We start from the raw sequence: 17,261 nt of genomic DNA, 5'->3' as shown, positions 1-17,261 counted from the left end.
CGTAAGTCTTTATTTCAGCGTGGCGGCCACCAGCGCCGCCACCGCCTGCCCGCCGGGCTGGCTGCGCAAGCCCTGCACCACGCCCGCGCGGTCGGCCGCGTTGCGGTTCTGGCTCACTTTCCACTTGCCGGACAGCGAAGCGAGCGGAATCTCGATGCCGACGATGGCCTTCATGGTGGCCTCGATGAAGTCGCGCGGCGCGTCCGACGGCTGCCACGGCTGCGGCAACGCCGCCTCCTGCATGGCGGTCAGGTCGTTGAGCAAGCGCCACAGCCAGGCGCCGTCGTCCACCACGCGCGCCGTGCCGCGCGCCTGCACCATGGCATAGTTCCAGGTCGGCACCACCTTGTGGTGCTCGGCCTTGCCGGCGTACCAGCTTGGGCTGACATACGCTTGCGCGCCCTGGAATACCACCAGGCATTCGCCGCTGGCCAGCAAGGCTTCGTGCAGCGGATTGGCGCGCGCCACGTGGGCGCGCAGCACGCCGTGCTCGCCCTCGGCCCCGCCCTCGCCGGGATACAGGATAAAAGGGATCAGGTCGGCGCTCACGGCGCCGCCGGCGCCGGCGATCAGCATACCCAGCGGGTAATCGCGTATCAGGCCGTGCAGCAGCTCGGGTCGTTCTTCCACAAAGGCGGCGGGGCTGTACATAGGGGCTCCACAATGTCGATGGCCCCAGTGTAGCGAAGCGGGCGGCGCGCGGCCAGAGCCACGGCGGCGGCGAAATCTGGAGCCAGCTAGTCCAGCAGGCCGCTTTCGCACAGCACGTCCTGCACCAGTTCCAGGCGCAGCACGGGGTTGGACTCGGCCATCAGCAGCTGCTTGCGGCTGGGCGGCAGGCGCAGCAGCTCGCACCAGCGGTTGGCCACCCAGCCGGAGTCGTCCAGCCTGTAGGGCGGCAGCAGCGGCATCTGGGTGGTCGGCAGCTGGCGCTTTTGCAGCGAACGGATCACCGCCCCCAGTGCATCGGCCACGTCCTTCTGTTCGCTGGGCACCGGGATAGCCATGTCCGGCTCCAGCATCTCCACTTCGCCCATCCACAAGCCGTGCTTGAGCTGGGAGGCCGAATTGATGCGGAAGCGCTGCGTGCCCACGCAAGTCAGTTGCAGCAGGCCGGACAGCGGCGAGGTCCAGTCCACGATGCGCGCCATGGTGCCGACATCGGTCAGTTCCTCGTGCTGTTCCGGGCGCTGCACTTCGCTGCCCGAGGCCAGCGCCACCACGCCGAACTCCTCGGAGCGGGCGATGCACTTTTTGATCAGGTCGAGATAACGGACTTCGAATACCTGCAGCGGAAGGTGTCCGTCAGGAAACAGTACTGTATTAAGCGGAAATAAGGGTATCGATGGCATCCTGCCATGATCGCACGAATAAGGTCATGCCGCCGAGCAAATCCCCGCCGCCGGGGGCGGAATGCGGAGGCTTTGTGGCGCGGGCCACACGGTGATGCATAAAATGAAAATATCCGGCATGCCTATAAGAACATGCCGGATATTTTTTACAAGAGCCTGCTGATTTATTTAATCAGGAAGTCTTCCTTGTTTTTACCTTCCAGCCATTTTGGAGCGCGGCCGCGGCCGGTCCAGCTTTGGCCGGTTGCGGTGTCGCGGTATTTCATCGGCACCGGTGCGCGTGGCTTGCTTACTTTGGCAGGTTTGGCCGTGCCAGCCAGATCAGCCAGGGTCAGACCGTGTTCGCGCATGATGGCGGCGATTTTTTCTTTGGCCGAATTCAGCTCGTCGCGGCGGGCCGTTTCCGCCAGATTTTGCAGTTCAGCGATTTTTGCCTGGTATTCCTGATAAGTGGTCATGACTCAACTCTTCCTCTTTGGTTGATAAGCGACTCCCACAAAAACGATTAGTGACAATCTGTGAGAATTCAAGACCGCAATTTACCACAAGATTACGCGGGCATTCTAGCTAAATATGAAACACGAGGCATATTTTCCACGCCGGCGAGGAACGGGCACGGGGGCCGGCTTCTTTACTATTTCTTTTTTCGCCGCAGCAGCCAGGTAGTAATTCCAGTTATAAAGAACAGTGCCGGCAGCAAACCCGCCAGCGCCACCAGCCATTTGACCGTGGCGCCGCCCAGCTGGCCGGAATGCAGGGGGAACAAGGCGGCCAGAAAACGGTCGCCGGGTTTGCCGGATAAAGGATTGATCGCTTCCAGTACTTTACCGCTGCGCATGTCGATGTAAATACGCAGCGTGCCGGTGCGCTGCCAGTCGTCGGCGCGGTGCAGGCGCGCAATGTATATACCTTTTTCGGGCTGGCGGGAAATACCGGCCATGGTCGTACCGCCGGTCAAATACGGCGCGGAAATCGCCTGCACATCGCCCCAGCTAATAGCGGTTTCGCCTTTTTGCAGCGCGGGCCTGGCGATGGCGCGGCGTTCCGCACCCACTTCGGCTACGCTGCCCACCATGGAACTCACTACTTCGGGCAGTCCGTTGTAAAAGCCTGTCAGCGCCAGCAAAAGCAAAGGCGGCAAGGCCAGCAAGCCGATGGAACGGTGCAAGTCATAATGGCTGCGGTAGGTACTTTGATTCAATTTAATGCGCAAGGCGCGCAGCCATTGGCGTTTGGCGGGCCATGCCAGATAAAGCCCCACCGACAGCAGCACGGCAATGGCGGCGCCGATATAACCCTGCGCCAGGCGGCCGGACTTACCCTGGAACATATTCAAATGCCAGGTCTGCAGCATGGGCATCAGATATTGCGCGCCCAATCCCACGGCGGCGCGGTCGCGGCTGCCCAGCAAGGCGCCGGTACACGGGTCCAGCAAGGCTTCGCCGGTTTCGATGCCGGGCGCTTTAAATGTCACGCGGAAGCTGCCGCCTTCATGGCGCGGCAGGAACACACCGCTTACCTTGGCTTTCGGCCATTGCGCCTGCACTGCGCCGGCAGCGGCGTCCGGCGACAGCGGCACGGTGCAGCTCGATGCGGCATGGAATAAATGGGGATTAAGGGCTTCGTCAATGTCGTGCTCGAACACCAGCAAGGTGCCGCTCAAGCCCATCAGGACAAATAACAGGCCCAGCGTGAGGCCGGCCCAGCGATGCAACCACACCATGGCCGGACGGAATGAAGGGCGGCGCAAGGCAACGGCTGCGATGGACATGTTCTCTATTCGATGATTCGGTAATGCCGCATCATAGCATTCATGAGAATAGTTCTCAATTACCGCCACCGCCCGCATCCTGGCGGGTGTCGCGGGGTTGTGATAAATGCCATAATCGGACAAGACTGAAGCGGAGGTGGAAATGAAGAATGTGGTTTTATTGTCGGGCCGCCAGGTGCCGGCGCTGGGCCAGGGCACCTGGAATATGGGCGAGGACCCGACTTACCGCGCGCACGAAGTGGCCGCGCTGCAACTCGGCATGGACCTGGGCATGACGCTGATCGACACCGCCGAAATGTACGCCGACGGCGGCAGCGAGGCCGTGGTGGGCGAAGCGATCGCCGGACGGCGCGACGAAGCCTTTCTGGTCAGCAAAGTGTACCCGCACAACGCCACGCGGCGCGGCGTGGTGGCGGCCTGCGAGCGCAGCCTGAAGCGGCTGAACGTGGAGCAGATCGACCTTTACCTGCTGCACTGGCGCGGCTCGGTGCCGCTGCAAGAGACGCTGGAAGGCTTCATGGCGCTGGAGAAGGCCGGCAAGATAGGCGCCTACGGCGTCAGCAATTTCGACCTGGCCGACATGCGCGAAGCGCGCGCCCTGCCCGGCGGCGGCGCCATCGCGGTCAACCAGGTGCTGTACAACCTGGCCAAGCGCGGCATCGAATGGGATTTGCTGCCGTGGTCGCAGCAGCAGCAGGTGCCGGTGATGGCCTACTCGCCGCTGGAGTCGAACGCGCTGGAGCAGCGCGCCATGCTGGACAACCGCAGCCTGCAAACGGTGGCGCGCCGCCACGGCGCCACCCCGGCGCAGATCGCGCTGGCCTGGCTGCTGCGCCAGGACGGCGTGATCGTCATCCCCAAGGCCGCCAACCCCGACCACATCCGCCAGAACCGCGCCGCTGCCGAGATCGTCCTCAGCGAAGAAGACCTCACCGAGCTCGACCAGGGCTACCCCCTGCCCCGCCGCCACAGCCCGCTAGCCATGCGCTGAGCACGGAAAGTTCCCCTCGCAACGCTGACGCAGCGCACACGGCCAACCGCGAATTGCGCCGATACTGGCCGTGCGCGCCAGCGTCCGGGAGGAGACTTTGAAGAAAAGGACGGCATGGTGGGAACCAATGGCATTGTTTGCGAGTCATATAGGTAACGCAACCGCCATTTTGCTGCTGCTGGGCACAACAGCGAGCGGCACGGGATTGTTATTGCGGCAGCTGGAATCACTCGGGCTTCCACCGTTTGCACTCTGGCTGCTTACTATACTGGATTACACGACGCTGGCCGCTGGCGCGTTCCTCTACTTGGGCATGCTGGGTATCCACACATGGCGGCTGCTAAAGGAGCTATTCAAATGAGCCGAACATTCTGGGAAATTTTCTGCCATTCTGCGAAACAAACACCACGGTTGTATTTCGCTCCGCTGGTCGGCGCAGTCAAAGGCGCTATCGAGTACACGCGGGAACAGTACAGGCTAGCCGAGGAAGCCGACGCTATTTTCTTTGGCGAACAGGAGGAGTCCGGGACCACCAGCCTTCCTAAACAAGCCAGCTGAGGTTCAGATCGCCGGGCAGCCGCCGGCCTTGTATTTGCAGTGGCGGGCGATGACGGAGCGGATGATGCTGACCAGCTGGCAGGCCGCCGGTCCGGGGCGCTCGGCGTTGGCGATGATGAGCGACAGCGACAGCTTGCGCTTCTGCCCCACCCGCAGCCGCAGCGGCTTGAGGGTGCCTGCGGCGAGCTGGGCCTGGATCTTGTGCGTGGCCATCCACGCGAAGCCCAGGCCGGCGCACACCATCTCGGTGCGCGTGGCCGGGCTGGTGACGGTCCAGCGCTGGGCCGTGTTGAGCCAGCCGAAGTCGCGCGTGGCCGAGACGCCGCCGTCGCGCACCACGATATGCAGGTGGCGCTCCAGGTCGTCCTCGTTCAGGTCGCGGTTCAGGCCGTGCAGCGGATGGCTGGGATGGGCCACGGCGAGGAATTCAATGTCCAGCAGCGCGTCCCCCAGGAAACCGCTGGGCACGTAGTTGGCGATCACCACGTCGGCGCGCTTTTCGCGCAGCACGTCGTCCGATGCGGACAGAATGGTTTCTTCCAGGTTTACCCGCGTGTGCCGCGCCAGCGGCTCGAACTCCTGCAGGATCTGGATCAGCAGCTCGCTGGGGAACAGGCTGTCCACCGCGAAGCGCAGCTCGGATTCCCAGCCCTCGTTCAGGCTGGCGGCCAGCTCCTCCAGCTGGAAAGCGTCATCCAGCAGCTCGCGCGCCTTGCGCAGCAGGGTGGCGCCGTTCTGCGTCAGCTTGGCGCGCCGGCCGTCGATCTCCAGCAGCTCGATGCCCAGCTGCTCCTGCAGCTTGGCCACCATATAGCTGACCGAGGACTGGCTGCGGTGCAGCGCCTCCGCCGCCTGCGCATAGCCGCCGCATTCGACGATGGCCTGCAGCACCTGCCACTGCTCCAGCGTGCTCCGTGGGATCTTCATTATTTGCTTTGCATGACGTAAGTGCCGTCCCAGTCTGGCGGCGGCGGCTCGGCCGCCAGGCGCTGGCAGCGCTCGACGTACATCGCGGCCGCCTTGTCGCCGCCGTTCAGCGCCAGCACTTCCTCGAACAGCTGGCGCGCCGCCTCCCATTTGCGCTGGCGGTAATTGATCAGGCCGTTGCGGAACAGGCCCATGGCGTCGATCAGGTTGGGATAGCTGTCCTCGGTATGGTAGTCCAGCACCTCGTAGATCGCCACCGGCTTGGTCTTGCCCTGCACCACCACGATGTCCACCTCGCGCGTGCGGTAGGTGCCGCGCAGCGCGCGGTAGGTGAACTCGCTGATCAGGATGTGTGCGCCATACTGCTTGCAGGCCGACTCCAGCCGCGCCGCCAGGTTCACGCCGTCGCCGATAATGGTGTAGTCCATGCGCTTCTTGGAGCCGATATTGCCCGACACCACCTGGTCCGTGTTCAGGCCGATGCCGATGTCGACCGCAAGCTTGCCGTCCCGCACGCGCAAGGCGTTCCAGGCGCGCAGCTCGGCCATCATGGCGATGGCGGTGCGCACCGCGCGGTCGGGATCGTCCTCGTGCGCCACCGGAATGCCGAAGGCGGCCATGATGGCGTCGCCGATAAACTTGTCCAGCATGCCTTCTTCGCGCTGGATGCAGTCCACCATCATCGTGAAGTACTCGTTCAGCAGCGCCACCGTGCCCTGCGCGCCGAGCTGCTCGGTGATGGTGGTGAAACTGCGCACGTCCGAGAACAGCACCGTGGCGTTGACGTTCTTCCCGCCCAACATCTCGGCGCCGTTGGCCACCATCTGGTCCGCGATGCCGGGTCCATATAGCGCGACATGGTCGCTTTTAGCCGCTTTTCGCTGGAGATATCCTCCAGCATCAGCATCCAGCCTATGCCCTTCTTCTCCACCGACAGCAGCGGCTGCACGTTGAAATTGACCGAAATCGTGTCCTCGCCAACGATCAGCGGCGCGTCCATGAAGTGCTCGGCCACATGGTTTTCCTCCACCAGGCGCAGCTTGTCCAGCACCCAGGTATTGGGGCCGGTGAAGAAGTCGGCCGCCTGGCGGCCCAGCAGCTGCGCCGCGTCGGCGCGCAGGATGCGCAGCCCGGCCGCGTTGCAGGTGACGATTTTCTCCTGCCCGTCCAGCGTGATCACGCCGTTGGACATCGATTCCAGCATGGCCTCGTTGTAGTTCTTCATCTGCTGCACGTCGGCAAACAGCTTGGCGTTTTCCAGCGCAATCGAGATTTGCGCCGTGAAGGCGCGCAGGCGCGACTCGTCCTCCGCGCTGAACGGCCCGCCGCGCTTGTTCAGCACTTGCGTCACGCCTATGGTCTTGCCGTGCTTGTTGACGATGGGCACGCACAAGATGGAGCGCGTGAAGAAGCCGGTGCGCTTGTCGAAGGCCGGGTTGAAGCGCAGGTCGGCGTAGGCGTACGGGATGTTGATGGTCTTGCCGGAGCTGAACACGGCGCCGGCAATGCCGGCCGTGTTCGGCAGGCGGATCTGCATCGATTCCAGGCCCTGGCCCACTTCCGACCACAGCTCGCCGGTTTTCTCGTCGTTCAGGAACAAGGTGGAGCGTTCCGCGTTGAGCAGGCGCGTGGCCTCGCCCATCACGCGCTGCAGCAGCGAGCCGAGCTTGATGTCGGCCGTGACCTCGGATACCACGTCGATGAATTCCATCTCCTGGCGCCGCACTTTTTTCATGCTCTCCAGGAAGCGCGCGCTTTGCAGCGCCAGCGTGCCCTGCGTGGTGAGCGCGGCCAGCAGTTCCAGGTCCTTGCGGGTGAACTGGCCGTGCTTGCGGTTCAGCGTCTGCGACACGCCGATGATCTCGCCCTTGAAGGTGCGGATCGGCACGCACAGGATGTTGCGGGTGACGAAACCGGTCTGCTCGTCGATGGCGCGGTTGAAGCGCTCGTCGGCGTAGGCATCCGCGATCATCAGCGGCTCGCCGGTGGTGAACACGTGGCCGGCAATGCCGGACGTGTTCAGGAAGCGGATTTCGCGCTGGGTTTCGCCCTGCGCCACGCGCGAGAACAGCTCGTTGGTTTCGGGGTCGTTGAGGAACAGCGTGCCGCGCTCGGCATCCAGCTCCTCGGTGGTCACTTCCACCAGCGCGGTCAGGATCTCGTCCAGCGTGTCATAGGCGGCCATGCGGCGCGATACTTCCAGCAGCAGCTCGGCCATGCGCAGGCGCGAGGACTGGGCGCCGGCCTTGGGGCTGGCGCCGGGCCTGGCGAGCCTGTGGTCCGGGTTCTTGCCTGGCTTCTCGCCTGGCTTGTCGCCAAGCTTGTCGTTCAAGCGGTCGTTCATGCTGCCGCGCCTTCCAGTGCGCTGCGCAGCGCGCGTATGGTGTCGTGCAGCTGCTGCACCTCGGCGCGCTGCGCGCTGGCCGCCAGCTGCAGCGCGCTGTCATGCTCCGCGTGCAGGCGCTCCAGCTCGGCCCGCAGCACCGTCACCGTCTCGCGCAGCTGGGCGATCTCGGCGATGGACCCGGCCAGCGCGGCCTTGACGGCATCGTCCCGCTCGCCCTGCGCCAGCTCCAGCGCGTCGCGCAGCGACATCACGGTGGCGCGGATCTGCTGCGTTTCGTTGTGGGCGGCGGCCAGCGCGTCCTGCACCTGGCGCTGGCGGTCGTGCTGCGCCTGCTCCAGTTCGGCGCGCAGCACGACGACCGTGCGCTGCAGGTCGCGCACTTCGGACAGGGCCAGATGCAGGGCGTCCGGCTCGGCGTGGGTGGTGTTTGTCATGCAGCAATCATACCACCCGCCTCCTTACATTTTCCACTCCAGCGCCGCACGGAACTGCGCCGCCCCCGGCGCCAGCGAGTTGCGGCGCAGGCTGCCGGCGGCGTCGGTGTAGGTGTAATCATCGAGCCAGTCTTCCGCCAGCGCGCTGACAATGGACAGCCTGAGCGCATGCCTGGGCGTGAACTTGTACAGCAGGTAGACATCCAGGTCGCGCTTGGCGGTGACAAAACTGGATTGCTGGGTGTTGATGCGCATGACGCCGCCGCGCTTGAAAATGAAGCTGCCGCCGGCGCTCACCTTGGCGTCCGCCGACTTGTAGTCCAGGCCCAGCGTGGCGGTCAGCGGCAGCTGCTGGTTCAGGCGGTTGTACGGCCCCGGCACCGCGTCCACCCGCGACCAATTGCGCGCCACGCTGGCCCGCAGGTCCAGCGCCTGCGCGGTCTGCATCACCGCTTTCAGCGGGAACTTCGCTTCCATCTCCAGCCCGCGCGCCGCCGCGCGGCCGTCGTTGACCGAGGTCTGCACCCAGCGGCCGCTTTCCAGCAACAAGCCCTGGCGCGTGACATCGCTGATGCGGCGCACATAGCCGTTGGCGCTCAGCAGCGCCGATTCGCCCCAGTGGTGTTCATACGACATGTCCAGTCCCAAGGCCAGTTCCGGCTTGAGCTCGGGATTGCCGCGCAAATCGGGCGTGGTCTGGGTGTTGTTGGTGGCCAGGTAGCGGCGCGGGATCAGCAGCGACGTGGCGGGCGCCTTGTAGGTGCGCGTCAGCGCCAGGCGCACCTGGTCCTTGGTGTCCGGGATTTTCCACAAGGTCTGCAGCACCGGGCTGAGTACGCTGCTGCGGTTGCCGGCCGGATCGAAGCCGGAGCCGCGGCTCTCGGTTTCCAGGCCCTCCCAGCGCAGGCCGGCGTAGATGGACAGGCGCGGCGAATAATCCCACTCGTCCTGCGCGTACAGCGCCAGGCGGCGCACGTCGGCGCTGAAATCCTCTTCCCTGTTGGCGGCCCGCGCGCCCGGCAGCGGCACTTCGCTCTGCAGGCGGCTGTCGTCGCGGCGGCTGGCGGCGCCGTCCCAGCCCATGGACAGCGCGTGGCCCGGCACCAGCGGCGTGGAATACTTACCGCTAAAGGTGGCCCCGTGTTCCTTCGACAGCGTGTCCACCTGGCGGTCCAGGCCCGGCACGCCGCGCGCGTCGCCCATCTGGCGCGTAGCGTTGCTGTTGCGGTTCCAGTTCAGGCCCAGCTTCGTGTCCAGCTTGCCGCCGCCGTCCAGCTTGTGCACCCAGTTCAGGTCGCTACGGTAAAAATCGTTTTCGATATGGATGTCGTTGGCCGTGTAGTCGAAGTCCTGCGGCGGGCCGAAGTCGGTGGCGATGTCCATGGTGGCCACCACGCGGTAGCGGTTGGGCGACAGGTAGGACTGCCAGGTCAGCGTGTCGCCATTGGCCAGCGTCCAGTTCAGGCGCGGCGTCACATTGGACATCTCCGAGCGGCCCACCTCGTTGGACAGCGAATGGCGCAGCAGGACGGGCTGGCCCAGCGGGCCGGTGCCGGTGTCGTCGATAAACTTAATCCAGTGAAAATTCAGGCGGTTGGCCGTCAGCGCCACCGAATACGAGAAATTCCCGTCGCGGTCGGACAGGTTGTAGACCAGATTGCCCTGCGAAAAATCCTCGCCCCGCCCCGCCATCAGCTTCACTTCGCGCTGCGCGGTCCGGACCGCCTTTTTCAGCACGATGTTGATGGTGCCGGCGATGGCCTGCGTGCTGAACTCCGCGCTGGCCGCGCGCATGATCTCCACCCGTTCGATGGAGTCCGGCGACAGCTGGTCGACCGAGAAGCCGGCCGGCGCGCGCTCGCCGTTCAGCAGGATCTGCGTGTAGCCGTTGCCCAGGCCGCGCAGCCGGACATCGGTGCTGCCGCGCGTGCCGGAAACGGTGATGCCGGGCAGGCGTTTAAGCACGTCCGCGACGTTGCTGTCGCCGTAGCGCAAAATCTCCTCGCTGTTCACCACAATCCGGCTGGCCGTATCGTCGCGCCGCGCGTCGTACTCACTGCCGGAGGCCTTCACTTCCACCGTTTGTATAGACGTGTCCGCACCGCCGCCTGCCAACGGCGCGGCCCAGGCGGACACGGCGGAGGCCACTGCTGCTGCGGCAACAGACAAATTCATTGCAGTTTGAAAGCGAAGCATGGCGGGCGGTAACTTTGCAAAAAAGGCTACAGTTTCTCATAAGTGCTTGTTATTGGGAAATACTTTCAATCGTGTGCGGCTTGGGACCAACAGCCAGAAATTGTCCTCCGGGACCCGCGCGCCGTTATAATGCGTATTCGTCTATATTGATAGGTGTGATAACTGTGTCCGACCGTCTTGCTGTACTGCCCCAATACCTGCTGCCCAAGGGCGCGCTGACCAATTTCGCAGGCCGCGTGGCCGGTGCGAAGGGCGGCGCCATGACTACCCGTTTGATACGCTGGTTCGTGGGCCGCTACGACGTCAACATGGCCGAGGCAGCCAACCCGGACATCGCCAGCTACGCCTCCTTCAACGAATTCTTCACCCGCGCACTGCGCCCGGGCGCGCGTCCGCTGGCCGACGCCGACTTCATCTGCCCGGTGGACGGCCGCATCAGCCAGTTCGGCGCCATCGAGGACGACCAGATCTTCCAGGCCAAGGGCCACAAATTCAGCACTACCGCGCTGGTCGGCGGCGACCGCGAGCTGGCCGCGCAATTCCAGCACGGCAGCTTCGCCAACCTGTACCTGAGCCCGCGCGACTACCACCGCATCCACATGCCCTGCGACGGCAAGCTGACCCGCATGATCTACGTGCCGGGCGAGCTGTTCTCGGTCAACCCGACCACCGCGCGCGGCATTCCCGGCCTGTTCGCGCGCAACGAGCGCGTGGTGTGCGTGTTCGACACGGCCAGCGGCCCCTTCGTCATGACCTTAGTGGGCGCCACCATCGTCGGCAGCATGGCCACCGTGTGGCATGGCGTGGTCAACCCGCCGCGCCACAGCAGCGTTCAGGAATGGACTTACGCCGACCAGGACATCGTGCTGAAAAAAGGCGACGAGCTGGGCCGCTTCCTGCTGGGTTCCACCGTCGTCATGCTGTTCCCCAAGGACAAGCTGCACTTCAACGAGGCCTGGCAGCCTGCCGGTCCGGTGCGCCTGGGCGAGACCATGGCCAACCTGAAATAGACCTGGAATAACGATGCTGACACGTACAGTACTGGCGTTGAGCCTGGCCCTGGCGGCCGCCGTTGCCGTCCTGCCCGCCTCCGCTTCTCCCGCCGTGCCGCGCGACGGCGCCGAATACCGCACGCTGCCTTCGCCGGTGGCGCCGCAGGCCCAAGGCAAGAAGGTGGAAGTGGTCGAATTTTTCATGTACCACTGCCCGGCCTGCAATATGCTGGAACCCGGCCTGGCAGCTTGGGTCAGGAAACAGGGCGACGCCATCCAGTTCCGCCGCATCCACGTGCCGCACACCGGCGCCGCCGATCCGGAAGCGCACCTGTTCCTGACGCTGGAGGCGATGAAACTGGACGACAGCATGCACGACAAGGTGCTCCACACCTGGCACGTCGAGCGCAAGCGCCTGAAGTCGGACGAGGACAACCTTGAATGGGCCGTCAGGAACGGCCTCGACAAGGCCCAGTTCACCGCCGCCTACACCTCCTTCGGCGTGCAGACCCGCCTGCGCAACCTGGAAAAGCTGGTCGGCAGCTACCGCGTGGAAGGCACGCCTACCGTGGTCATCAATGGCCGCTACCTGACTTCGCCATCCATCGTCGCCGAAAGCAATCCCAACCTGCCGCGCCAGTCGGTCGAGGCGGCCGCCTTCCAGGTGATGGATGCGCTGGTGCTGAAAGCGCAGCAGGAGCTGGGCAGGTAAATCGTCCGCGCCAACGCGCGGACACGTGAGAAAGTGTGGTTGTGTTTTTGCCACTTTCTCGACAAAAATGATTGTCACCTTGGCATCCATGCTAACGTCGAAGCCTGCATAAAAACAGGAGGCAATCGTGAGCATCGCATCCAGTCTGAAGTCCACCGGCATTGCGGAAGTGATCGTGGTCCTGAAGCCGCCCGCTTCCGCCGCCGCCGCTGCCGCAGTCAACGTCCCGCAGAAAATTGCCCGCCATTTCAGGACCTCGCCGCTATCCCAGGATAGCGCCCTGCTGGAGCAGCTGAAGGCGGCAAAATCGCTGAAGACGCCCGGCGTCAAATCCCGCGAAACCTCGGCGCTGGCGCTGGGCACCGCCGCGAAGCCCGATTCCAAGGTCCGTTTCTACCCCAACCTGGGGATTGCGCTCGGCATCGTGGACCGGGCCGGGCTGGTCGCGTTGCGCAAGGAAGAAGCGGTTGCCAAGGTGATCGAGGCGCCGCAGCTGCGCCTGATCAAGCCGGTGGCCGCCGCTGCCGCCACGCCGGTCAACGGCTACAGCTGGGGCTTGCGCGCCCTCGGTGTCGATGCGCTGCATCAACAAGGCTATAAAGGAAAAGGCATCCTGATCGGCCACCTGGACACCGGCATCGACGCCGCGCATCCCGCGCTGTCCGGCGCGGTCAAGAAGTACGCGGAGTTCGATGCGCTGGGCAACCAGGTGGCGAACGCCAAGCCGCGTGACTCGGACGAGCACGGCACCCACACCGCCGGCACGATAGCCGGGCGCCCGATCAACGGGGTCAGCTTTGGGGTTGCTCCCGAGGCAACGCTGGCCAGCGCCATGGTGATCGAGGGCGGCAATGTGCTTGCGCGCATCCTGGGCGGCATGAACTGGGCGGTCGGCGAGAAGGTACGCGTGCTGAGCATGTCGCTGGGCTTGATCGGCACCAAGGACACTTTCCTGTTCCTGACGCGTATTTTGCGGGCGCGCAATATCCTGCCGGTGTTCGCGGTCGGCAACGAGGGCGCCGGCACCAGCCGCTATCCGGGCAACTATGCGGAAGCCTTGTCGGTCGGCGCCATGCAGGAAGACGGCATGGTGGCCGATTTCAGCGGCAGCCAGCAATTCGTGCGCAAGATCGATCCGCTCGTGCCGGACGTGGTCGGCCCGGGCGTGGACGTCATTTCCTGCGTCCCGGACGGCGGCTACAAGGAAATGTCCGGCTCGTCCATGGCCACGCCGCACATCGCCGGCCTCGCCGCGCTGCTGATGCAAGCCAGGCCGGGCAAGACCATCGCGCAGATCGAGGCGGCCATCTTCAAGTCGTGCAGCCTCAAGCCGGGCATGTTGCCCAGCCGCGCCAACCGGGGCTTGCCCGACGGTATAAAGGCGCTGTCCTTGCTTTAGCGCTGCAGCGGGAGCGGCAATGCGGGGACAAAGGGTGTATGCTTCGAGTGCAGTCTGACATCGAAGCGAGGTAACACATCATGGCCACGTCCCCCACCCGGCAGAGCAAAACGGCCCCAGCGATGGTCGAGGCCGTGGTAGTGCTGCGTCCGCTGGACAACGACAGCCTGCCCAGCCCGGCGCAAAGCAAGAAACTGGCAAGCACCGTGCTGCGCGCCGCGGCGCAGGAAACCGGGACGAAGCCGGCCTCGTCCTCGGTATTCGAGAACCTGAATTCGTTCAGCGTGCGCGCCTCCGCCGAATTCATCGACGCCCTCGCCCGCTGCAAGGAAGTGGCGCAGGTGCTGCCGAACGACGCGGAAGTGCCGGAACTCATCGCGCCGGTCGCCAAGCGTTCCGTCACGCTGTAGCACGGCCTCCCGCTTCCGGCGAGCGTCAGGCAGCGCGGGCGCCGGTCCGCTCGCCCAGCGTTTCCAGCATGTCGAGGAAGACGCGGGTCTTGGCCGGCATCAGGCGGCGCCCCGGGAAGACGGCCCAGCCGGTAACGGTGGGAAAACTCCACTCGGGCAATACCCGCACCAGCTGGCCGCTTTCCAGGAAGCTTTGGGCGAACAGCTCGGTGCTGGCGGCGATACCGATGCCGGTGCACGCCATGCGCACCAGCAGTTCCGGCGAATTGGCGATCATGCGCGCAGGCAGCTCGCGCTCCCATTCGGTTTTCCCCCGCAGCAGCTTCCAGCGCGTCATGCCGTTCAGCTTGGGCGGCAGGCTGAGCAAGTCATGCTTGAACAAGTCGTCCGGATGCTCGGGCAAGCCGCGCAGCGCGGTGTAGGCGGGCGAGGCGTACAGCGCCAGCTTGCTGACGGCCACCGCGCGCGCCGCCAGGGTGGAATCGTCCGGCAGCGTGCCCATGCGGATGGCCAGGTCGAAGCCTTCCGCCACCAGGTCCACGCGGCGCGGGGACAAGTCGATTTCCGGCGAGATGGCCGGGTATTTCTCCATGAAGCGCGCCATCAGCGCCCCCATCGTGTGGTTGGCAAAGTCGCCCGGCATGGACACGCGCAGCAGCCCGCTGGGCGCCTGCTGGCGGTGCTGCGCCAGCGCGCCGGCCGCCTCCACCTCCTCCGTCACCTTGCGCGCGTGCTCCAGCAGGCTGGCGCCGAACTCGGTCAGCACCAGGCGCCGCGTGGTCCTTTGCAGCAGGCGCTCGCCCAGCTGCGCTTCGAGTAGCGACAGCCGGCGCGACACGGTGGACTTGGGCTGCCCCACCCGCTCCGCCGCCGCGCTGAAGCTGCCGTATTCCACGATGCGCGCAAACAGCAGCAAGTCGCCGGGGTCGATATCAGCCATGATTGTTCCATTGGTGGATTAATGCTTTCCATTTTACCGGCTTTTTCTTCTGTTTTGGAACGGTTAAAGTAACTCCATCGCAGCACACAAACCAGACAACGCAGCACCCAACCTAACGGAGCGACACCATGAACATCCTGCAAATCAATTCCAGCGCCCGCAGCACCGGTTCCGAATCCACCCGCCTGGCCGACTCCATCGTCGCCAAGCTGGCCGCCGCCAATCCGGGCGCATCGGTTGAGCGCCGCGACCTGGCCGCCAACCCGCACCCGGTGATCGACGAGCCTACCCTGCAGGCCCTGTTCACCCCGGCCGACCAGCGCACCCCGGAGCAAGCCGCCCGCGTGGCGCTGGACGACGCCCTGATCGCCCAGGTGCAGGCAGCGGACGTGATCGTGATCGGCGCGCCGATGTACAACTTCGGCATCACCGTGCAGCTGAAATCGTGGTTCGACGCCATCGCCCGCGCCGGCGTGACCTTCAAGTACGGCCCGACCGGCCCGATCGGCCTGCTGGGCGGCAAGAAAGTCTACGTGGCCGTGTCGCGTGGCGGCCTGCACCGCGATGCGCCCAGCGACACCCAGCTGCCGCATGTGAAGATGTTCCTGAACTTCGTCGGCCTGACCGATGTGCAAGTGGTGTACTCGGAAGGCCTGGGCATGGGTCCGGAAGCGGTGGCCAAAGCGCAAGCCGAAGCGGACGCCCAGGTGAATGCCGTACTGGCATAAGCAGCAAGCAAGCAGGCAAGCACGCAGCAGGCAGCGCTCAACAACTCAAGGAGAAATGGCAATGACACAAGTAACCCGGGAAAACGTGCAGCAATCGCGCGGCGTGGAGCGCATCATCAACGGCCAGGCCGTGATGGACGGCGCGGGTGTGAAGATCAACCGTGTCCTGACCCAGTCCCTGCAGCGCCGCCTGGACCCGTTCCTGATGCTGGATAATTTCGGCAGCGACTCGGCCAACGACTATATCGCCGGCTTCCCCGAGCACCCGCACCGCGGCTTCGAAACGGTGACGTATATGCTCACCGGCCGCATGCGCCACAAGGACAGCGCCGGCAACGAAGGCTTGCTGACCAACGGCGGCGTGCAGTGGATGACCGCCGGCCGCGGCGTGATCCACTCCGAGATGCCGGAGCAGGAAGAAGGCCGCATGGAAGGCTTCCAGCTGTGGCTGAACCTGCCCGCCAGGGACAAGATGCGCGCGCCGTGGTACCGCGACTTCAACGCCGGCGAGGTGCCGTCATTCAGCGCCGAGGGAGCGCAGGTGCGCGTGATCGCCGGCAGCAGCCACGGCGTGGCCGGCGCGGTGCAGCGCGAAGTGACCGAGCCGATCTATATCGACGTGGAACTGAAGGCGGGCGCCAGCTTCAGCCAGCAGATTCCGGACGGGCACAACGCCTTCGTGTTCACCTATCGCGGCGGCGTGCACATCGGCGGCAAGCCCGTGGCCAATGGCCGCATGGCCATCCTGGAAAACGCGGCCGGCGCCGACGGCGTAACCGTGCAGGCAGCCGAAGACAGCCGCTTCATCCTGGTCGCGGGCAAGCCGCTGAACGAGCCGATCGCGCAATACGGCCCGTTCGTGATGAACACGCAGGCCGAACTGGTGCAAGCGGTGGAAGACTTCCGCGCCGGCAAACTGGGCGAAGAAGCCCACGCGTAATGTTGTAATGATCAAACCAGCCTCTGGGGGAAGCAAGCCCCCCCAGGGCTGTCTCCATTTTCCGCTAAAATGCCGCCATGACATCCCCACTCATCGGTTGGCTCAAGCACCTGAGCCGTATCTGCGGCTTCGACACCGCCGACTCCTTCCCGCCCGGCCACCCGCACGCGCGCACGCGCTGGAACGCCGCGTACTTCGACATCGCCTCCGACGTGAAAGCGGACGAGATGGAGCGCCGCATCTGCGAAGCCATCGGCAACACGCCGCTGGTGTTCGCCCACATCTCCGCGCCCACGCCGCGCATGCAGCGCGCGCTGCTGGGCGTGATCGAAGCGCGGCTGCGGCACAACCACGGCAAGGAAGCGGCGCAGCTGGCCGCCCTGCTGATCAAGGCCTACCAGAGCCCGCACACGGCCGAAGCCATCCCCGGCCTGCGCCAGGCCATCGACAGCACCCGCGACGACGAAGCCCCCGCCCGCGTGCGCACCCTGCTCGAATTCCTCAACAACATGCAGTCCCCGTACGACGTCATCGATATCAATCCCCGTTTCCAGTCCTGATACT

At 64.8% G+C, this 17,261-nt stretch carries 20 protein-coding genes; 10 read left to right on the top strand and 10 right to left on the bottom strand.

Annotation, left to right across the window (positions count from 1 at the left end):
- Nucleotides 1-9 precede the first annotated feature (9 nt).
- From ACFJI2_RS08510 to ACFJI2_RS08495, 4 genes are all read right to left on the bottom strand, one after another.
- Nucleotides 10-651 (bottom strand): FMN-binding negative transcriptional regulator, encoded by a 642-nt coding sequence (locus tag ACFJI2_RS08510; RefSeq protein WP_377704603.1) that lies wholly within the window; start codon nt 649-651, stop codon nt 10-12.
- Between the two features lie 86 nt (nt 652-737).
- The gene (locus ACFJI2_RS08505; RefSeq protein WP_377704602.1) at nt 738-1,352 is read right to left on the bottom strand and encodes an LON peptidase substrate-binding domain-containing protein; all 615 of its coding nucleotides are present in this window, start codon (nt 1,350-1,352) and stop codon (nt 738-740) included.
- Between the two features lie 164 nt (nt 1,353-1,516).
- Nucleotides 1,517-1,810 carry an H-NS histone family protein gene (locus tag ACFJI2_RS08500; protein ID WP_107872133.1) on the bottom strand — a complete coding sequence of 98 codons (294 nt, stop codon included), beginning with the start codon at nt 1,808-1,810 and terminating at the stop codon, nt 1,517-1,519.
- Nucleotides 1,811-1,986: 176 nt separating this feature from the next.
- A complete protein-coding gene (locus ACFJI2_RS08495; RefSeq protein WP_377704601.1) occupies nt 1,987-3,246 on the bottom strand; it encodes a PepSY-associated TM helix domain-containing protein in 1,260 nt (419 codons plus the stop codon).
- Nucleotides 3,247-3,265: 19 nt separating this feature from the next.
- On the opposite strand from ACFJI2_RS08495, the gene ACFJI2_RS08490 reads away from it, so the two are divergent.
- From ACFJI2_RS08490 to ACFJI2_RS08480, 3 genes are all read left to right on the top strand, one after another.
- Entirely contained in the window at nt 3,266-4,114 is an 849-nt protein-coding gene (locus ACFJI2_RS08490) for an aldo/keto reductase (protein ID WP_377704600.1), read from the top strand.
- A gap of 97 nt (nt 4,115-4,211) precedes the next feature.
- Nucleotides 4,212-4,475 carry a hypothetical protein gene (locus ACFJI2_RS08485; protein ID WP_377704599.1) on the top strand — a complete coding sequence of 88 codons (264 nt, stop codon included), beginning with the start codon at nt 4,212-4,214 and terminating at the stop codon, nt 4,473-4,475.
- Nucleotides 4,472-4,672, top strand: coding sequence for a hypothetical protein (locus ACFJI2_RS08480; protein ID WP_377704598.1), 201 nt, complete (start codon nt 4,472-4,474; stop codon nt 4,670-4,672). Before ACFJI2_RS08485 ends, ACFJI2_RS08480 begins: the two co-directional genes overlap by 4 nt.
- 3 nt (nt 4,673-4,675) lie before the next feature.
- On the opposite strand, the gene ACFJI2_RS08475 is transcribed toward ACFJI2_RS08480, so the two are convergent.
- From ACFJI2_RS08475 to ACFJI2_RS08455, 5 genes are read right to left on the bottom strand one after another with little or no spacing between them, the layout of a single operon-like run.
- Nucleotides 4,676-5,599: a LysR family transcriptional regulator gene (locus ACFJI2_RS08475; protein ID WP_107872123.1), complete on the bottom strand. Its 924-nt coding sequence runs from the start codon at nt 5,597-5,599 to the stop codon at nt 4,676-4,678.
- The gene (locus ACFJI2_RS08470; protein WP_377704597.1) at nt 5,599-6,402 is read right to left on the bottom strand and encodes an adenylate/guanylate cyclase domain-containing protein; all 804 of its coding nucleotides are present in this window, start codon (nt 6,400-6,402) and stop codon (nt 5,599-5,601) included. The genes ACFJI2_RS08475 and ACFJI2_RS08470 overlap by 1 nt, the downstream gene beginning before the upstream one ends.
- Nucleotides 6,297-7,943, bottom strand: coding sequence for a GAF domain-containing protein (locus ACFJI2_RS08465; protein WP_377704596.1), 1,647 nt, complete (start codon nt 7,941-7,943; stop codon nt 6,297-6,299). The genes ACFJI2_RS08470 and ACFJI2_RS08465 overlap by 106 nt, the downstream gene beginning before the upstream one ends.
- The gene (locus tag ACFJI2_RS08460) at nt 7,940-8,380 is read right to left on the bottom strand and encodes a hypothetical protein (RefSeq protein WP_377704595.1); all 441 of its coding nucleotides are present in this window, start codon (nt 8,378-8,380) and stop codon (nt 7,940-7,942) included. The genes ACFJI2_RS08465 and ACFJI2_RS08460 overlap by 4 nt, the downstream gene beginning before the upstream one ends.
- A gap of 24 nt (nt 8,381-8,404) precedes the next feature.
- Nucleotides 8,405-10,555 (bottom strand): TonB-dependent receptor plug domain-containing protein, encoded by a 2,151-nt coding sequence (locus ACFJI2_RS08455; RefSeq protein ID WP_377704594.1) that lies wholly within the window; start codon nt 10,553-10,555, stop codon nt 8,405-8,407.
- Nucleotides 10,556-10,740: 185 nt separating this feature from the next.
- Here ACFJI2_RS08455 and asd point away from each other — a divergent pair, with 185 nt between their 5' ends.
- The 4 genes from asd to ACFJI2_RS08435 all read left to right on the top strand — a co-directional run bounded on the left by asd (nt 10,741) and on the right by ACFJI2_RS08435 (nt 14,089).
- Nucleotides 10,741-11,586, top strand: a complete 846-nt coding sequence (gene asd / locus ACFJI2_RS08450) for an archaetidylserine decarboxylase (RefSeq protein ID WP_107872115.1) — start codon at nt 10,741-10,743, stop codon at nt 11,584-11,586.
- Between the two features lie 13 nt (nt 11,587-11,599).
- On the top strand, nt 11,600-12,280 hold the full coding sequence (locus ACFJI2_RS08445) for a thiol:disulfide interchange protein DsbA/DsbL (protein WP_377704593.1): 681 nt from the start codon (nt 11,600-11,602) through the stop codon (nt 12,278-12,280).
- A gap of 127 nt (nt 12,281-12,407) precedes the next feature.
- Nucleotides 12,408-13,679, top strand: a complete 1,272-nt coding sequence (locus ACFJI2_RS08440) for a S8 family serine peptidase (RefSeq protein WP_377704592.1) — start codon at nt 12,408-12,410, stop codon at nt 13,677-13,679.
- Between the two features lie 80 nt (nt 13,680-13,759).
- On the top strand, nt 13,760-14,089 hold the full coding sequence (locus ACFJI2_RS08435) for a hypothetical protein (protein WP_377704591.1): 330 nt from the start codon (nt 13,760-13,762) through the stop codon (nt 14,087-14,089).
- 25 nt (nt 14,090-14,114) lie between these two features.
- On the opposite strand, the gene ACFJI2_RS08430 is transcribed toward ACFJI2_RS08435, so the two are convergent.
- A complete protein-coding gene (locus tag ACFJI2_RS08430) occupies nt 14,115-15,029 on the bottom strand; it encodes a LysR substrate-binding domain-containing protein (protein WP_377704590.1) in 915 nt (304 codons plus the stop codon).
- Between the two features lie 128 nt (nt 15,030-15,157).
- Between ACFJI2_RS08430 and ACFJI2_RS08425 the strand changes: the two genes are divergently transcribed.
- The 3 genes from ACFJI2_RS08425 to ACFJI2_RS08415 all read left to right on the top strand — a co-directional run bounded on the left by ACFJI2_RS08425 (nt 15,158) and on the right by ACFJI2_RS08415 (nt 17,257).
- The gene (locus tag ACFJI2_RS08425; RefSeq protein WP_377704589.1) at nt 15,158-15,757 is read left to right on the top strand and encodes an FMN-dependent NADH-azoreductase; all 600 of its coding nucleotides are present in this window, start codon (nt 15,158-15,160) and stop codon (nt 15,755-15,757) included.
- 61 nt (nt 15,758-15,818) lie between these two features.
- The gene (locus ACFJI2_RS08420) at nt 15,819-16,697 is read left to right on the top strand and encodes a pirin family protein (RefSeq protein WP_377704588.1); all 879 of its coding nucleotides are present in this window, start codon (nt 15,819-15,821) and stop codon (nt 16,695-16,697) included.
- A 77-nt stretch (nt 16,698-16,774) separates the two neighbouring features.
- A complete protein-coding gene (locus tag ACFJI2_RS08415; RefSeq protein WP_377704587.1) occupies nt 16,775-17,257 on the top strand; it encodes a hypothetical protein in 483 nt (160 codons plus the stop codon).
- Nucleotides 17,258-17,261 lie beyond the last annotated feature (4 nt).

It is taken from the genome of Pseudoduganella sp. UC29_71 (assembly GCF_042693265.1).
GTDB lineage: Bacteria > Pseudomonadota > Gammaproteobacteria > Burkholderiales > Burkholderiaceae_D > Rugamonas.
Note: the sequence above shows the minus strand (reverse complement) of the source record. Positions and strands in the feature narration are given on the sequence as shown.

Excerpts from the sequence above, each read along its gene's own strand:
- ACFJI2_RS08510 (WP_377704603.1), bottom strand. The coding sequence starts at position 651 with ATGTACAGCCCCGCCGCCTTTGTGGAAGAACGACCCGAGCTGCTGCAC.
- ACFJI2_RS08505 (WP_377704602.1), bottom strand. The coding sequence starts at position 1,352 with ATGCCATCGATACCCTTATTTCCGCTTAATACAGTACTGTTTCCTGAC.
- ACFJI2_RS08500 (WP_107872133.1), bottom strand. The coding sequence starts at position 1,810 with ATGACCACTTATCAGGAATACCAGGCAAAAATCGCTGAACTGCAAAAT.
- ACFJI2_RS08490 (WP_377704600.1), top strand. The coding sequence starts at position 3,266 with ATGAAGAATGTGGTTTTATTGTCGGGCCGCCAGGTGCCGGCGCTGGGC.
- ACFJI2_RS08480 (WP_377704598.1), top strand. The coding sequence starts at position 4,472 with ATGAGCCGAACATTCTGGGAAATTTTCTGCCATTCTGCGAAACAAACA.
- ACFJI2_RS08475 (WP_107872123.1), bottom strand. The coding sequence starts at position 5,599 with ATGAAGATCCCACGGAGCACGCTGGAGCAGTGGCAGGTGCTGCAGGCC.
- ACFJI2_RS08470 (WP_377704597.1), bottom strand. The coding sequence starts at position 6,402 with ATGTTGGGCGGGAAGAACGTCAACGCCACGGTGCTGTTCTCGGACGTG.
- ACFJI2_RS08465 (WP_377704596.1), bottom strand. The coding sequence starts at position 7,943 with ATGAACGACCGCTTGAACGACAAGCTTGGCGACAAGCCAGGCGAGAAG.
- ACFJI2_RS08460 (WP_377704595.1), bottom strand. The coding sequence starts at position 8,380 with ATGACAAACACCACCCACGCCGAGCCGGACGCCCTGCATCTGGCCCTG.
- ACFJI2_RS08455 (WP_377704594.1), bottom strand. The coding sequence starts at position 10,555 with ATGAATTTGTCTGTTGCCGCAGCAGCAGTGGCCTCCGCCGTGTCCGCC.
- ACFJI2_RS08445 (WP_377704593.1), top strand. The coding sequence starts at position 11,600 with ATGCTGACACGTACAGTACTGGCGTTGAGCCTGGCCCTGGCGGCCGCC.
- ACFJI2_RS08435 (WP_377704591.1), top strand. The coding sequence starts at position 13,760 with ATGGCCACGTCCCCCACCCGGCAGAGCAAAACGGCCCCAGCGATGGTC.
- ACFJI2_RS08430 (WP_377704590.1), bottom strand. The coding sequence starts at position 15,029 with ATGGCTGATATCGACCCCGGCGACTTGCTGCTGTTTGCGCGCATCGTG.
- ACFJI2_RS08425 (WP_377704589.1), top strand. The coding sequence starts at position 15,158 with ATGAACATCCTGCAAATCAATTCCAGCGCCCGCAGCACCGGTTCCGAA.
- ACFJI2_RS08420 (WP_377704588.1), top strand. The coding sequence starts at position 15,819 with ATGACACAAGTAACCCGGGAAAACGTGCAGCAATCGCGCGGCGTGGAG.
- ACFJI2_RS08415 (WP_377704587.1), top strand. The coding sequence starts at position 16,775 with ATGACATCCCCACTCATCGGTTGGCTCAAGCACCTGAGCCGTATCTGC.